14 protein-coding genes are annotated in these 15314 nt (G+C 65.4%); 5 read left to right on the forward strand and 9 right to left on the reverse strand.

The window, feature by feature from the left end; translation table 11 throughout:
- Nucleotides 1-43 precede the first annotated feature (43 nt).
- Together AB3X98_RS06260 and uvrB are read right to left on the reverse strand one after the other, a co-directional pair.
- Nucleotides 44-592 (reverse strand): iron transporter, encoded by a 549-nt coding sequence (locus tag AB3X98_RS06260; protein ID WP_342945476.1) that lies wholly within the window; start codon nucleotides 590-592, stop codon nucleotides 44-46.
- Nucleotides 593-911: 319 nt separating this feature from the next.
- On the reverse strand, nucleotides 912-2993 hold the full coding sequence (gene uvrB, locus AB3X98_RS06265; protein ID WP_342945475.1) for an excinuclease ABC subunit UvrB: 2082 nt from the start codon (nucleotides 2991-2993) through the stop codon (nucleotides 912-914).
- Nucleotides 2994-3316: 323 nt separating this feature from the next.
- On the opposite strand from uvrB, the gene AB3X98_RS06270 reads away from it, so the two are divergent.
- Nucleotides 3317-4516: an amino acid aminotransferase gene (locus AB3X98_RS06270; RefSeq protein ID WP_069262518.1), complete on the forward strand. Its 1200-nt coding sequence runs from the start codon at nucleotides 3317-3319 to the stop codon at nucleotides 4514-4516.
- A gap of 124 nt (nucleotides 4517-4640) precedes the next feature.
- Here AB3X98_RS06270 and AB3X98_RS06275 read toward each other — a convergent pair whose 3' ends face one another.
- Nucleotides 4641-5921: a DUF3734 domain-containing protein gene (locus AB3X98_RS06275; RefSeq protein ID WP_368604876.1), complete on the reverse strand. Its 1281-nt coding sequence runs from the start codon at nucleotides 5919-5921 to the stop codon at nucleotides 4641-4643.
- A gap of 29 nt (nucleotides 5922-5950) precedes the next feature.
- The gene (locus tag AB3X98_RS06280; protein ID WP_069262520.1) at nucleotides 5951-6754 is read right to left on the reverse strand and encodes a 3-hydroxybutyrate dehydrogenase; all 804 of its coding nucleotides are present in this window, start codon (nucleotides 6752-6754) and stop codon (nucleotides 5951-5953) included.
- 262 nt (nucleotides 6755-7016) lie between these two features.
- On the opposite strand from AB3X98_RS06280, the gene AB3X98_RS06285 reads away from it, so the two are divergent.
- Nucleotides 7017-7988, forward strand: coding sequence for a potassium channel beta subunit family protein (locus AB3X98_RS06285; RefSeq protein WP_368604875.1), 972 nt, complete (start codon nucleotides 7017-7019; stop codon nucleotides 7986-7988).
- 195 nt (nucleotides 7989-8183) lie between these two features.
- Nucleotides 8184-9029: a 23S rRNA (adenine(2030)-N(6))-methyltransferase RlmJ gene (locus AB3X98_RS06290; protein WP_368604874.1), complete on the forward strand. Its 846-nt coding sequence runs from the start codon at nucleotides 8184-8186 to the stop codon at nucleotides 9027-9029.
- Between the two features lie 29 nt (nucleotides 9030-9058).
- On the opposite strand, the gene AB3X98_RS06295 is transcribed toward AB3X98_RS06290, so the two are convergent.
- The 4 genes from AB3X98_RS06295 to cueR form a co-directional block, all read right to left on the reverse strand.
- On the reverse strand, nucleotides 9059-9448 hold the full coding sequence (locus AB3X98_RS06295; RefSeq protein WP_368604873.1) for a hypothetical protein: 390 nt from the start codon (nucleotides 9446-9448) through the stop codon (nucleotides 9059-9061).
- 183 nt (nucleotides 9449-9631) lie between these two features.
- Nucleotides 9632-9781, reverse strand: coding sequence for a DUF3563 family protein (locus AB3X98_RS06300; protein WP_083245111.1), 150 nt, complete (start codon nucleotides 9779-9781; stop codon nucleotides 9632-9634).
- A gap of 48 nt (nucleotides 9782-9829) precedes the next feature.
- Nucleotides 9830-9985: a hypothetical protein gene (locus AB3X98_RS06305; RefSeq protein WP_368604872.1), complete on the reverse strand. Its 156-nt coding sequence runs from the start codon at nucleotides 9983-9985 to the stop codon at nucleotides 9830-9832.
- Between the two features lie 93 nt (nucleotides 9986-10078).
- Nucleotides 10079-10504: a Cu(I)-responsive transcriptional regulator gene (gene cueR / locus AB3X98_RS06310; RefSeq protein ID WP_368604871.1), complete on the reverse strand. Its 426-nt coding sequence runs from the start codon at nucleotides 10502-10504 to the stop codon at nucleotides 10079-10081.
- 161 nt (nucleotides 10505-10665) lie between these two features.
- Between cueR and AB3X98_RS06315 the strand changes: the two genes are divergently transcribed.
- Complete coding sequence (locus AB3X98_RS06315) at nucleotides 10666-10869, forward strand: heavy-metal-associated domain-containing protein (protein ID WP_069262524.1); 204 nt, start codon at nucleotides 10666-10668, stop codon at nucleotides 10867-10869.
- Nucleotides 10870-10880: 11 nt separating this feature from the next.
- Nucleotides 10881-11807, forward strand: a complete 927-nt coding sequence (locus tag AB3X98_RS06320; protein WP_368604870.1) for a dTDP-4-dehydrorhamnose reductase family protein — start codon at nucleotides 10881-10883, stop codon at nucleotides 11805-11807.
- Nucleotides 11808-11811: 4 nt separating this feature from the next.
- On the opposite strand, the gene AB3X98_RS06325 is transcribed toward AB3X98_RS06320, so the two are convergent.
- Nucleotides 11812-15294 carry an error-prone DNA polymerase gene (locus AB3X98_RS06325; RefSeq protein ID WP_368604869.1) on the reverse strand — a complete coding sequence of 1161 codons (3483 nt, stop codon included), beginning with the start codon at nucleotides 15292-15294 and terminating at the stop codon, nucleotides 11812-11814.
- Nucleotides 15295-15314 lie beyond the last annotated feature (20 nt).

Consider the following 15314-nt stretch of genomic DNA (forward strand, 5'->3'; position numbering starts at 1 on the left):
CTGCACGCGATGCGCGCCGCCGCCCGAGCTGCTTCGCGACGGCTTAGTAGCCGCCCTTCTTGCCGATGCCCGCGAACGGGAAATCGTATTCCAGCGTGATGGGCTTGAACCACGGGCCCACGCCCGTTTCCTTGTCGACGTGACGGCCGAACGCCATGTGGCCCGTCTGCATCGGCGCATCCACGATCAGCTTGAGGTGGTACTTGCCGGGACCGGCCAGCTTCACGTTGTCGCCATAATGCGGGCCGTCGTTCGCGACCATCGGCATCAGGTCGCCCTTTTGCACATAGCTCGAACCCGGCTTCGTCAGTTCGTAGTGAACCTGCAGATACGGCATCCAGTCGCCTTCCGCGAAACCGGTCGGGTTGTTCTTGACCGCGTGGATATCCGATTCGAGGTGAATATCGGAATCCGATGCCTTGCGCATCATGCCTTCGGGCTCCATCGTGATCGGCTGCAGATAGACCGCGCCGATTTCCATGCCGCCCTGGATGGCCTGCTTGCCGATCGGGTATTCAGCCGCATTGGCAGCCAATGCCGCCGTGGCGGCCGCAATGACGGCAGTGCCGCGCACGAGAGTGTGAATCCGCATCGAAACTCCTGTTTTTTATATGAGGGTGACTTCCCACTGAGCCTGCCGCATGCACATAAGAAAGTTAATGCGAACAATTCTCAATAATGGCGAAGTTTAACACCGATGCAGATGAGGGACAAATTCGGCGCCAGGAAAAGCCTCAGTGGAACAGGGTTTTAGCAGCGCCTGGTTAACACAGGCTTAGGGCGCCTTACAGCGGGGTTCCCGGGCCGGGAATACACGAAAGGCAATCGAAGGAATACTTGGGGGCGAGACAGGCGCAGGGTGGCGCCCATGCCGCCCTGCCCGCCCGAGGGGATAGCCCGCTCGACGCCCATCAGATCGGATGATCGCCCACGTCCGCCCCGAACACGCGCCGGCGCAGCACGGCGAGCTGGTCGCGCGTCTGTGCGGCCTTCTCGAATTCGAGGTTCTTCGCGTAGTCCATCATCTGCTTTTCGAGCTTCTTGATTTCCTTCGCGATCTGCTTCTCGGACATGTCCTCGAACTTCGCGCGCTCCTGCTCCTCGCGCAGTTCGGCGCGGGCTTCATCGACGTTGTAGACGCCGTCGATGATGTCCTTGATGCGCTTCACGACGCCGCGCGGCACGATGCCGTGCTCTTCGTTGAAGTGCATCTGCTTGGCGCGGCGGCGCTCGGTTTCGTCGATGGCACGGCGCATCGAATCCGTGATGCGGTCGCCGTAGAGGATCGCCTTGCCGTTCACGTTACGCGCGGCACGGCCGATCGTCTGGATGAGCGAGCGCTCGGCGCGCAGGAAGCCTTCCTTGTCGGCGTCGAGAATCGCCACGAGCGAGACCTCGGGAATGTCGAGGCCCTCGCGCAGCAGGTTGATGCCCACGAGCACGTCGAACGTGCCCAGACGCAGGTCGCGGATGATCTCCACGCGCTCGACCGTGTCGATGTCGCTGTGCAGATAGCGCACCTTTACGCCGTGGTCGGCGAGGAACTCCGTGAGCTGCTCGGCCATGCGCTTGGTGAGCGTGGTCACCAGCACGCGCTCGCCCGCGGCCACGCGCTCGTTGATCTCGCCGAGCACGTCGTCGACCTGCGTCGATGCGGGCCGCACTTCGATCACCGGGTCGACGAGGCCCGTGGGCCGCACGACCTGCTCGGCGATCTGCCCCGTCACTTTCTTCTCGTAGTCGGCCGGCGTGGCCGAGACGAATACCACCTGGCGCATCTTGCGCTCGAACTCGTTGAACTTGAGCGGCCGGTTATCGAGCGCCGAAGGCAGCCGGAAGCCGTAATCGACGAGATTCTCCTTGCGCGCGCGGTCGCCGTTGTACATACCGTTGAACTGGCCGATCAGCACGTGCGACTCGTCGAGAAACATCATGGCGTCGGTCGGCAGGTAATCGACGAGCGTGGGCGGCGGCTCGCCGGGCAGCGCGCCCGAGAAGTGCCGCGAGTAGTTCTCGATGCCCTTGCAGAAGCCCAGCTCCTGAAGCATTTCCAGATCGAAGCGCGTGCGCTGCTCGAGGCGCTGCGCCTCCACGAGCTTGCCTTCCGTGTGGAAGAACTCGAGGCGCTCGCGCAATTCCGACTTGATGGTTTCGACGGCGCGCAGCACGGTCTCGCGCGGCGTGACGTAGTGCGACGACGGGTACACCGTAAAGCGCGGAATCTTCTGGCGCACGCGGCCCGTGAGCGGATCGAAGAGCTGCAGCGTTTCCACTTCGTCGTCGAACAGTTCCACGCGCACGGCCATTTCGGCGTGCTCCGCCGGGAAGATGTCGATGGTATCGCCGCGCACGCGGAAGGTGCCGCGCTGGAAGTCCTGCTCGTTGCGCGTGTATTGCATGGCGATCAGGCGTGCGATGACGTCGCGCTGGCCGAGCTTGTCGCCGTGGCGCAGCGTGAGAATCATCTGGTGGTATTCGGACGGATTGCCGATACCGTAGATCGCCGAAACCGTCGCGACGATCACCACGTCGCGCCGCTCCATGAGGCTCTTGGTGGCCGAAAGCCGCATCTGCTCGATGTGCTCGTTGATCGACGAATCCTTCTCGATGAAGAGATCGCGCTGCGGCACATAGGCTTCCGGCTGGTAGTAGTCGTAGTACGAGACGAAGTACTCGACGGCGTTGCGCGGAAAGAACTCGCGGAATTCGGCGTAGAGCTGCGCGGCGAGCGTCTTGTTCGGCGCGAACACGATGGCCGGGCGGCCGAGGCGCGCGATGGTGTTCGCCATCGTGTAGGTCTTGCCCGAGCCCGTCACGCCGAGCAGCGTCTGGAACGAGAGGCCGTCTTCCACGCCTTCCACGAGCGTTTCGATGGCCGTAGGCTGGTCGCCGGCCGGCGGGTACGGCTGGTAGAGCTGGAACGGCGAGCCTTCGTAGTGGACGAATTTCGACTCGTCGAGCGCGGGCGCGTCGGCGACGGTGTGGTCGGACATGGGGGCATCCTGTGCGCGGAGCAAACAACTATTCTAGCGTCTCGCCGCCTCTTGCCGAGGGGCGAGCCTGGGGCGAGACGAGGTGGGCTGGAGCCATAGATGGGGCGTAACGGCGGCGCTGCAAGGGCCGCGCGTCGCAGCGACGGTGAACGTCAGCGAGCGTGCGCCAGAAATCGCCCAATCGTGCCGGAAATAGCCCTCAAAACGGCGCGGAGAATGGCAAATCCGCGGAAATCCTGCTTGAGGATTCGTTACAATAGCGAGTTCCGTGGCCGGTGCAGCATGCGGCCCAACCGATCTTCCTTCACTCTAGCCGAACGATCATGTCCCTCTTTTCCGCTGTCGAACTCGCCCCCCGCGACCCGATCCTGGGTCTGAACGAAGCCTATAACGCCGATGCGCGCGCGACCAAGGTGAATCTCGGCGTGGGCGTGTACACCAACGAAGAAGGCAAGATTCCGCTGCTGCGCGCGGTGCGCGAAGCAGAAAAGGCCCGCGTGGAAGCCGGTCTGCCGCGCGGCTATCTGCCGATCGAAGGCCTCGGCGCCTACGACGCCGCGGTGCAAAAGCTGCTGCTCGGCGACGACTCGCCGCTGATCGCCGCGGGCCGCGTCGTCACGGCGCAGGCGCTGGGCGGCACGGGCGCACTCAAGATCGGCGCGGACTTCCTCAAGCGCGTGAACCCGAGCGCCAAGGTCGCGATCAGCGACCCGAGCTGGGAAAACCACCGCGCCCTCTTCGAAAGCGCGGGTTTTGAAGTCGTCGCGTATCCGTACTACGACGCGCTGACCAACGGCGTGAACTTCGAAGGCATGCTGAGCGCGCTGAACGGCTACGCCGCCGGCACCGTCGTCGTGCTGCACGCGTGCTGCCACAACCCGACCGGCGTGGACCTCACGATCGACCAATGGAAGCAGGTCATCGAGGTCGTGAAGGCCCGAGGCCTCGTGCCGTTCCTCGACATCGCCTATCAAGGCTTCGGCGACGGCATCGCGGAAGACGGCGAAGTCGTTCGCCTCTTCGCCGCTTCGGAACTCAACGTGTTCGTCTCGTCGTCGTTCTCGAAGTCGTTCTCGCTGTACGGCGAGCGCGTGGGCGCGCTGTCGATCCTCACGACCAGCAAGGAAGAGTCGGCGCGCGTGCTCTCGCAACTCAAGCGCGTGATCCGCACGAACTACTCGAACCCGCCGACGCACGGCGGCTCGGTGGTCGCAGCCGTGCTCGGCTCGGCCGACCTGCGCGCCATGTGGGAAGCGGAACTCGGCGAAATGCGCAACCGCATCCGCGCGATGCGCACGGGCCTCGTCGAGCGCCTCACGGCCGCCGGCGTGGACCGCGACTTCAACTTCATCAACGTGCAGCGCGGCATGTTCTCGTACTCGGGCCTGACCGCTGCCCAAGTCGACCGCCTGCGCGAAGAGTTCGGCATCTATGCCGTGAGCACGGGCCGCATCTGCGTGGCCGCGCTGAACACGCGCAACCTCGACGTCGTGGCGAGCGCAGTCGCACAAGTGCTGAAGTAAGCGCGTTCGCCAGCAAGACAGGCCGCTGCGAAGCGGCTTGCCGGCGCGATAAAAAAAGGCGTCCGTTCTTTCGAACGGACGCCTTTTTCTTTGGTGAAGACTGCGGAAAACCCGCCGGCAAGTATCAGCCGCCGTGGCCTCGCGAATCGCGATGGATATCGTGCGTGACGAAGCCCGAGTCGTTGTCCGGCTTGTCGAGCCAGTCCGGCTGCGCGAGCGAGGCGCGGATGTCCTGCAAGCCGCTAGCCCAGTGCTCGTGCATGGTCGAGAGGCCGAACTGGTAGTCCTTGAAGTGCCCCTCGTATTCCTTCTGCCGGTAGATGAGGTGGATCACGTTGTACTTCTTCGAGCACGAAAGCTCGTCCGCCAGCGCGACCCACGGGTCATTGCGATGCTCGGGCGCGACGCGGTCGAGAACCTCGCGCAACACATGCCGGTAACGCTGCGAGCGCTGCAGGATATCGGTCACGAGGCGCGTGCGGCTCGAATACTGAATGTCCTTCACGCGCCCCTGCACGTCGATGAGGTTGTCGGGCACCGGCCCGCGCGCGCTCCAGAGATCGACCTGGAACGCGAGCGTGTCGCGCCGCGGCGTGGTCTGGATCACCTCATAGAGCGGCGTGTTCGACATCAGGCCGCCGTCCCAGTAATACTCGCCGTCGATCTCCACCGCCGCGAAGCCCGGCGGCAGCGCGCCCGAGGCGATGAAATGCTCGGGTCGCAAGGTCGTGGTCTTGTTGTCGAAGTAGACGAAGTTGCCGCTGCCCACGTTGACCGCGCCCACTGACGCGCGCGTTTCGCCCGAGTTGATGCGCTCGAAATCGCACAAGCGTTCCAGCGTGGCCTTGAGCGGCTTCGTGTCGTAGTAGCTGGCCGTTTCGGGCGAACCCGATCCGTTGGGCAGCGGCGGCGGGAAGCGCGGCACGAAAAAGCCCTTCTGCCCCTCCACGATCGCGCCTGCCGCCTGCATCGCCGTGAAGGTCTTGCGCACGGCGGCGTTTGCATTGAAGAGCGCATGCTCGACGAAGGGCGGCAGCGGGAAGCTGAAGGCGGGCTGGCAGATCGTCTCCCAGAACTCGCGCAGCCGCGCCACGCGATGTTCGGGCGCATTGCCCGCGATGACGGCGGTATTGAGCGCGCCGATCGAGATACCCGCGATCCAGTTCGGCGCGATGCCGGCCTCGACGAGCCCTTCGTACACGCCGGCCTGATACGCGCCGAGCGCACCGCCCCCCTGCAGCGTGAGCGCGATGGTTTCCCATTCTTTCGCTTGCGCGCCGCAGTTCGAAACATGCGGCTGCGGTGCGTTCCCCTGCGGTGCGTTCCCGACACGCGCGCCGGTATGCGCGCCGACCTCGTCGTCGACTGCGCTCGACTGGACCTGCCCCTTCTTGCGTTGCGCCATTGCCGCGCCTCCTCGGCCCGATGCCTGCGTTATTGCATGAACCAGCCGTGGCTCACCACGAAAGACTGGCCGGTAAACGCAGCGCTCGGGAACGCCGAGAGGAACAGCACGGTTTGCGCGACGTCTTCGACGGTCGTGAAGATGCCGTCCACCGTGCCGCCGAGCATCACGCGCTTGACCACTTCTTCCTCCGAGATGCCGAGTTCCTTCGCCTGCTCCGGAATCTGCTTTTCCACGAGCGGCGTGCGCACGAAGCCCGGACACACCACATGCGAGCGCACGTTGTGCTTGCCGCCTTCCTTGGCGAGCACGCGCGCGAGGCCGAGCAGCGCGTGCTTGGCCGCGACATAGGCCGACTTGAGCGGCGACGCTTCGTGCGAGTGCACCGAACCCATGTAGATCACGACGCCGCCGCGGTCGTCCTTGTACATGTGCTTGAGCACCGCCTTGGTGGTGAGGAACGCGCCGTCCACGTGGATGGCCTGCATCTTCTTCCAGTCGGAGAACGCGTAGTTTTCGATCGGGTTCACGATCTGGATGCCGGCGTTCGAGATAAGGATGTCGACCGGTCCGAGTTCGGCCGCGACGCGGTCGATGCCCTGATTCACGGCCTCTTCACTGGTAACGTCCATGGCGACGCCGATGGCCTTGCCGCCTGCGCCCTTGATCTCTTCGGCCACGGCATCCGCGCCGCTCTGGTTCAGGTCGGCGATGGCGACCGCGGCGCCCGCCTGCGAGAGCGTGAGCGCGATCTGCTTGCCAATGCCGCTGGCCGCGCCGGTAACGACGGCGACCTTGCCATCGAGTTTCGTGTTCAGAGAGAGAGACGACATCGGGCACCTCCAGGTGAGTGAACGGGACAGGATGAAACCTCGGAGCGCGCGCCGTCAAACCTGACGAATGGCTTATGCCATCCGGCCGGATGTTGCGTCGCGGCCAACGAGGCTATTGTGCATGAAGGCGCCTCGTCGAAGCATCGAGCAGGACAGGCAAAAGAGATTTTCGCCGCACTGCAAGGCGCGGCGCGCACGGCGCAAGCCGTTCAGCAGCGACGGCCAAGTCGTGCTAGCTTTATCGGCTCACAAGGAGGCGTTCATGAACTATCGGCGACTGGGCCGCTCAGGCCTGCAGGTAAGCGAACTGTCCATCGGCTCGTGGGTCACCTACGGCAACCAGGTCGACGCCAGGCTCGCGCGCGAATCGCTCGCGGCGGCGCGCGACGCCGGCATCAACTTCTTCGACAACGCCGAGGCCTACGCCGGCGGCAAGTCGGAAGCGCTCATGGGCCAGGCGCTCAAGGAACTCGCGTGGCCGCGCGTGAGCTATGTGGTCTCGACCAAGTTCTACTGGGGCTTGAACGAAGCGCCCAACCAGTACCACACGCTCAACCGCAAGTACCTCATGAACGCCATCGACGGCTCGCTCGAGCGGCTGCAGCTCGAGTACGTCGATCTCGTGTTCTGCCACCGCCCCGACCCGAACACGCCGGTCGAGGAAACCGTCTGGGCAATGAGCGACATGATCACGCGCGGCAAGGCGCTCTACTGGGGCACCTCGGAGTGGAGCGCCGACGAAATCCGCGCCGCGTGGGAGATCGCGGAGCGCCATCACCTGCACAAGCCGGTCATGGAGCAGCCGCAATACAACCTGTTTCACCGCACGCGCGTGGAAGACGAATACCGCCGGCTCTACGAAGACATCGGCCTCGGCCTCACCACGTGGAGCCCGCTCGCCTCGGGTCTGCTCACCGGCAAGTACCGCGGCGGCGTGCCGACGGGCAGCCGTGCGGAACTGCAGGGCTACGACTGGTTGCGCAAGAACGTCACCGACCCCGACAAGAACGAGATCGTCGGCAAGCTCGCCGAGTTCGCGAAACAACTCGACTGCTCGGTGGGCCAACTGGCGCTCGCGTGGATCCTGAAGAATCCCCACGTGAGCACGGTCATCACCGGGGCCTCGCGCATCGAGCAGATCGGCGAAAACGTGAAGGCGCGCGACGTGGCGGAAAAAATCACGCCGGACGTCAAGGCGCAGATCGAGGCGATCGTCGGCGACGCTTACGACTGACGTGGAGCGCGTACCCGCGAGGCGCGGCGCACCCGACACCGCGGGGCGGATTCGCGCGCAGGCATAGCCGGACGGACGGCGTACCGCGGGTCGCGTCTTGCGGTGGCGTACAATACGCGGCCTCGCGGGCGGCGCAGTCATCGCGCCGCCGCTGCCGTCTTCCCCGTATTCACCGGACCTCGTGTCCCGTCCATCATGCTGAGCTACCGTCACGCCTTCCACGCCGGCAATCATGCCGATGTCCTGAAACACGCCGTTGTCGTGCAACTGCTGCATTACCTCGGCAAGAAGGACAAGGCGTACTGGTACATCGACACTCACGCGGGCGCCGGCGCCTATGCATTGCGCGAAGGCTACGCGACGAAGAACGCCGAGTTCGACACGGGCGTCGGCAAGCTGTGGGGCCGCAACGACCTGCCTGCGGCGCTCTCGGACTACGTCGACGAAGTGGCGGCGCTGAACCCCGACGGTGAGTTGCGCTTCTATCCCGGCTCGCCCTATCTCGCATGGCGCCTCATGCGCGAGCAGGACCGCATGCGGCTGTTCGAATTGCACAGCACGGAAATCGACGTGCTGCGCCACCGCTTCCACGACGCAGGCCGCCGCGTGATGATCTACGCGGGCGACGGCTTCGACGGCATCAAGGCACTCCTGCCCCCGCCGCCGCGCCGGGCGCTCGTGCTGATCGACCCGTCTTTCGAGGACAAGCGCGACTACGCGCGCACGCTGACGTGCGTCGATGAAAGTCTCAAACGCTTCGCGAACGGCACCTATGCGGTCTGGTATCCGCAGGTCACCCGTCCCGAATCGCAGCGCTTCCCGGAGCAACTCAAGCGCCTGCAGAACAAGAACTGGCTGCACCTCACGCTTTCGGTGAGCAACCCGCCCGAAGACGGCTTCGGCCTCTACGGCAGCGGCATGTTCATCCTGAACCCGCCGTACACGCTCGAAGGGGCGATGAAAGAGGCGCTCCCGTGGCTCGTGAAAAATCTCGGCCAGGACGCCGGCGCGCAATTCAGGATCGAGTCGCGCGGCGACTAGGCCACGGACTCAAACCCGCCTGAACGGCGTCACTGCCCGGACGGTAGCGGCTGGGGAAGCGGCGGGTTTGGGCGATGAGGGGGGCGCGGCGGCCGCGGCGGTGTCGGCCTCCCGCCGCCCTGCTGCACTTCCACATACGGCGCGACGACATACGGCTGCGAAGAATCCGGCGCGAGACCCGCCGGTTGCGTCGCCTGAACCATCGGCTCGTGCGAGAGCGGCGCGTTTTGCAGCACCAGCCCCGGTTGGCCGTCGCTGATCCCTCTTTGTGTATCCAGAATGAGCGGCTGCCCGGCATGCGCGCCGGCGCTGGCGCACGCCATCACGACGACGATCAGGCCCGCACGCGCAACAGAAAAACGACGCAACGCGCGGCGCGGCAACACAGGCATGCGGTGGGAAATGCGGTCTAGCACCATGAACGGCCCCCGGAGAGAAAGCGACACCATTGCTATGACGGCTTGTCGCAAAAAGACTTTACCTTACCCCGGTGGGAAGGCTCAGACTCGGTTCCATCGGCGGTGCAGAAACGACAAAGCCCCGCCAATGCGGGGCTTGAGATCGTGCTGCTTCAACGGGACTGAAGCCCGGTCAAAGCTGGCTTACAGCGAGTTGTAGCCGTTCGTTTCGATCGAACGAAGGCGCTGCTCGAGCTGGACGATATCGGCCGACGAGGCGAGATACGCTTCGCGGCGACGACGTTCGGCAGTTTCAAACCAGTTGCTCAGCTTTTCAAGAAGGAATGCAAACATGACGGTGTGCTCCAAGGATTCGGTTCGGCGATCCCCGGTGAATTCGCATCAGGGATAACCCTCATCAGGGATAACCCGCATTGTAACGGTTGCACCGAACTTTGCCAGTGAATTGCCCGAATACTGTGCATTCCATTTTGGAATGACCCCTAAGTGCGAATCGGCAACATCATGTTCCATCGACACATTTTCCAGCGAATTCACGGAGACTTGACGGCAACCACGTTACATCGCACCAATACGGTGCAAACAGCCCATGTGGTTGCGTCAATTTGCCCGCCGCGGTTGCACCTGCGCTCAGTGCACGTGGCCGGGCTCGTGGAACTCTGTAGTCGCGGCGTCGGCAAGCCGTTCGATGATCGGGCAGTCGGGCCGGTCGTTGCCCTGGCAGTGCGAAGCCAGGTGGGCGAGCGTGTCGCGCATCTGGGAGAGTTCGGCGATGCGCTGGTCGAGTTCCGCGACATGTTCGAGCGCGATCGATTTGACCTCGGCGCTTGCGCGGGAGCGGTCGTGCCAGAGCGCCAGCAGGCGCCGGATGTCCTCTACCAGAAAGCCGAGCCGGCGCGCCTGGCGGATGAAGCGCAGCGAATGCACTTCCTCTGCGCCATAGACGCGGTAGCCGGACTCCGTACGCCCTTTGGGCGCGAGCAGCCCGACACTCTCGTAGTACCGGATCATTTTTGCCGTAACGCCCGATTCGCGCGCCGCTTCACCGATGTTCACGCCGTTCTCCCGCTGTCTGGTCGATCGTTTGATCAATGCACGGATCGTACACCTTCCCACGATGGGAAGGTCCAGCGCGACATCCGGTCCCCGCTGGCATAATCCGCCGACGGCCTCATATCGAGTAGGACAAGCCTCAATCTCTGAAAAAGGAACACACGATGATTCAGTTCAACGTCGAAGGCATGAGCTGCCAGCACTGCGTAGGCGCCGTCACGCGCGCGATCCACGAACACGACGCGCAAGCCCGGGTCGAGATCGATCTGGCCGCTGGCCGCGTGAAGGTCGAATCGAGCCAGAGCGCCGAAGTCCTGAAAACGGCGATCGACGAAGCCGGCTACACCGTCGTCGGTACGGCCAGCTGACGGTCCGGGCCATGTTCAAGGTTGCCGTGATCGGCGCGTCTGGCCTGCTTGGGCGCGCCGTGGTGCGCGAACTCGCCGCCGATACCGCCTGGCAAGTCGTGCCGACCGCGTTCCGTCACGGCGGCCCGCAACAGACTGTGCTCGATGTGCGCGATACGCAGGCCGTGAACGCGTTCGTCGAGCGCGAGGCGCCCGACGCGATCGTGCTGGCCGCTGCCGAGCGCCGCCCCGATGTGTGCGAGCACGATCCGGCAGCGGCGCGCGCGCTCAATGTCGATGCGGTGCGCAGCGTCGCCGCGGCGGCGCGGCAGCGCGGCGCGTGGGTGCTGTCGATCTCCACCGACTACGTCTTCGACGGCACCAAGCCGCCCTACCGCGTCGACGACACGCCGAATCCGCTCAACGCCTACGGCCACAGCAAGCTCGAAGGCGAACGGGCCTTGCTCGAAACCAGCGACAACGCACTCGTGCTGCGCCTGCCGTTGCTGTACGGGCCGATCGTCGGCTGGCACGAATCCGCCGTCACGAGCCTCGTGCCGGCCATCGTCGCTTCGGGAGAGCCCGGGGCGCAGGCGGCGCCGATGGACGCGTGGGCCACGCGCTACCCCACTTTCACGCCCGACGTGGCGTTCGTGATCCGCGAACTGTTGCTGCGCTGCGCAGACGGCAACGCGGTGCGCGGGGTCGCGCAGTGGTCCGGCGACGAGCCGATGACGAAGTACGACATCGCCCAACGGATCGCGCAGGCGCTTGGCGTAGAGGCGCGTCTGCTCGCACAGCCCACGCCCACCGACGCCACGCCGCGCCCGCGCGACTGTCATCTCGATTCGAGCCGCCTCGAGACGCTGGGGATGGGCCGCCGCACGCCGTTCGACGTGGCGATTCGCGCCGTGCTCGACGCTTTCATGAGAGACGGCGCGCCGGCCGCTCGCCAGTGAAAATTCAGTGAAAATTGCGGCTCTCTGTGGCGAGCCGCCCGAGCAGCCGGCTGTGGTCCTCCAGCCGATGCGCCACGAGGTGCACGACCTCGCCCTCGCGCTGCACCACGCCCGCCACCGCCAGCAGCGAAGACCCTAGCAGTTCCTTGCGCTGCGACTCGACGAGCGACGCGTGCACGATCACGTTGACGCTGCCGGTCTCGTCCTCGAGCGATACGAAGATCGTGCCGTTTGCCGTGCCCGGCCGCTGGCGCACCGTCACGATCCCGCACACGCGCGCGAGCATGCCGTGCCGGCAGTGCGCCAGTTGCTCCGCCGTGCGAAAACGCTGCTTCGCGAGGCCGTGGCGCAGCAGTTCGAGCGGATGGCGATTGAGCGTGAGACGCAGGCTCGCGTAATCGGCGACGATTTCCGCACCTTCAGAAGCGCGCGGCAGCGCGAGCGGCGCCTCGGCAACGGGCGCGTCGCGCAAAAGCGCAGGCACCGCGTGCTGCGCGGTCACGGCCCACCATGCCTCGCGCCGGTGGCCCGCGATGCTCTCGAGCGCGTTCGACGCCGCCAGCGCCTCCAGCTCGCGTCGCGTGAGCGCCGCGCGGCGCGCGAGATCGTCGACGTCGGTGAACGGTGCGCGCTCGCGCGCCTCAATCACACGCCGCGCGGCATCTTCGGAAAAGCCCTTGATGAGACTGAAGCCGAGGCGCACGGCCGGCCCGCCGCGTCCATAGCGCTGCGGCGCAAGCGCAATGCGCAAGTGCACGACGCGCTTGAGGCCGTCCATGAACCTGTGCCGCCGGCCGCCGCGCTTGAGCGTGCCCCTGCGCGTCAGCACGGCCGCACCCAGCAGCGCGCGATAACGCAGCACCTCGGCGGTGCGTGCGCGAACCGCCTCGCCATCGAGCCGCTCGCCGGGTGCGCCGCGCTGCTCCAGCACCGACGCCCAGTCGCTCAACGCGATATCGGGCGCGCGCACCGGCACGCCGTGACGCTTCGCATCCTGCACGAGCTGGGAAGGCGAATAGAAACCGAGCGGCTGACTATTCAGCAGTCCTGCAAGAAATGCGGCGGGCTCGTAACGCTTGAGCCACGAACTCGTGTAGACGAGCAGCGCGAAACTCGCCGCATGGCTTTCCGGAAAGCCGTAGTCGCCGAAACCCTCGATCTGCTTGCAGATGCGCTCGGCGAATTCCGGCGAGTAGCCCTTCTTGAGCATGCGCTTCGTGAGATCGGCCTGATACGGCCGCAGATCTCCATCGCGCCGCCATGCGGCCATTGCGCGGCGCAGCTTGTCGGCTTCCTCGCCGGTGTAGTCCGCGGCGACCATCGCGAGATGCATCACCTGCTCCTGGAAGATCGGCACGCCGAGCGTGCGTTCGAGCACCGGGCGCAATTCTTCCTTCGCATATTCCACTGGTTCGTCGCCGTGCCGGCGCTTGAGGTACGGATGCACCATGTCGCCCTGAATCGGCCCCGGTCGCACGATCGCCACCTGGATCACGAGGTCGTAGTACGTGCGCGGCCGCAAACGCGGCAACATGCTCTGCTGCGCGCGCGACTCGATCTGGAACACGCCGACCGTATCGGCCCTGGCGCACATGCGGTACACCGCCGGGTCCTCGACCGGAATGTCCTGCACGCGCATCTCGGGCAACCCGCGCCTGAGCGCCACGAATTCGAGCGAGCGCCGGATCGCCGAGAGCATGCCGAGCGCGAGCACGTCCACTTTCAACAGCCGCAGCGCGTCGATATCGTCCTTGTCCCACTCGATCACGTAGCGGTCCTTCATCGCCGCGTTTTCGATCGGCACGAGGCGCGAGAGCTTGTCGCGCGCGATCACGAAACCGCCCACGTGCTGCGAAAGATGGCGCGGAAAACCGCGCAGCTCGCGCGTGAGGCGGATGAGCTGCTGCGTCACGTGCGAGTCGGGCGAAAAGCCCGCTTCCTCCAGATGGCGCGCGATCGAATCGGGGCCGTCCCACCACTGATGCGCGCCCGAGAGCTTTTCGACGAGCGCATTGTCGAGGCCGAGCGCCTTGCCGACATCGCGCAACGCGCTGCGCGAGCGATAGGTGATGAGCGTCGCGGCCAGCGCGGCGCGGCGCGTGCCGTACTTGCGGTAGATGTACTGAATGACCTCTTCTCGGCGCTGATGCTCGAAGTCGACGTCGATATCGGGCGGCTCGTTGCGCGCGCGGGAGAGAAAACGCGCCACGAGCATGTTCATGCGCACGGGGTCGATCTCCGTGATCTTCAGGCAGTAGCAAACCACCGAGTTCGCCGCCGAGCCTCGCCCCTGGCACAGGATCTTCTGATCGCGCGCGAAGCGGACGATGTCGTGCACCGTGAGGAAGTACTTCTCGTACTTCAGCTCGTCGATGAGCCCGAGCTCCTGCTCGATCTGATCCCGGCGCTTGTCGTTCAGGCCGTCGGGCCAGCGCTCCAGTGCGCCCTTCATCACGAGCTTGCGCAGCCACGACTGGGGCGTCTCGCCGGGCGGCACCAGCTCCTCGGGATATTCGTAGGCCAGCTCGCCGAGCGAAAACGTGCAGCGGCGCGCGACGTCGAGCGTCGCGTCGAGCGCCTCGCGCGGATAAATCGCGCCAAGCCGCACGCGCGAGCGCAGATGCCGCTCCGCATTCGCTTCCAGCGCGCGCCCGCACGAAGCGAGCGGCTTGCCGATACGGATCGCGCTCAGCGTATCCTGCAACGGCTTGCGCGAACGGGCGTGCATCAGCACACCGCCCGCCGCGACGAGCGGCAGGCCGCTCTCCTGCGAGACATGGCGTAGCACTTCGATCTGCGTGTCGTCGCCGCCGGTCTGCCAGAGTTCGAGCGCGAGCCAGGCGCGCTCGGCCGCGAAGCCCGCGAGCCAGTGCGCGGCGCGCAGCGTTTGCGCGAGCGTGGCCGCGCGTTGCGGCACGAGCAGCAACACGCACTCGCGCAAGTGCTTCAGATGTTCGAAACCGGGCTCGGGCTCGGTGAAATCGGCGGGATGCACGCGATAGCTGCCCTTTGCCGCCCGCGAGCGAGCCAGCGTGATCAGCTCGCAGAGGTTGCCGTAGCCTTCGCGTGTCGTTGCGAGCGCAACGATCGTGCAGAACGGGGCGCCATATTCGTCGACGAGATTCAGCTCGCTGCCGATCAGCAGGTGCAGCGACGGCTCGAACGGGCCCAGCGCCGCGGCGGCGGCATGGCCGCCGCGTTCGCGCGCCTCGCGCACGGCTTCGTCATACGCCTTTTTGCGCGCCTCGTCGTATTCGTTGAGCGCACTCCAGGCGCGCACGACGCCCGCGAACGAGCATTCGTCGGTGATCGCGAGCGCGCGGTAGCCGTGGCGGATCGCCTGCTCGACCATCTCGCCCGGGCGCGACGCGCCGTGCAGGAAGGTGAAATTGGTCAGGCAGTGCAGCTCGGCGTAGTCAGGCAGCTGCGCGGCCAACTGCGGCGGCAACTGTGGAGGCGACGACGCGCCCGTCCCGCTGATCGACATGATTCCTGAAACCCGAAAGA

Origin of the sequence: Paraburkholderia sp. BR14312 (genome assembly GCF_040948675.1) — a bacterium.
Classification (GTDB): Bacteria; Pseudomonadota; Gammaproteobacteria; order Burkholderiales; family Burkholderiaceae; genus Paraburkholderia; species Paraburkholderia nodosa_A.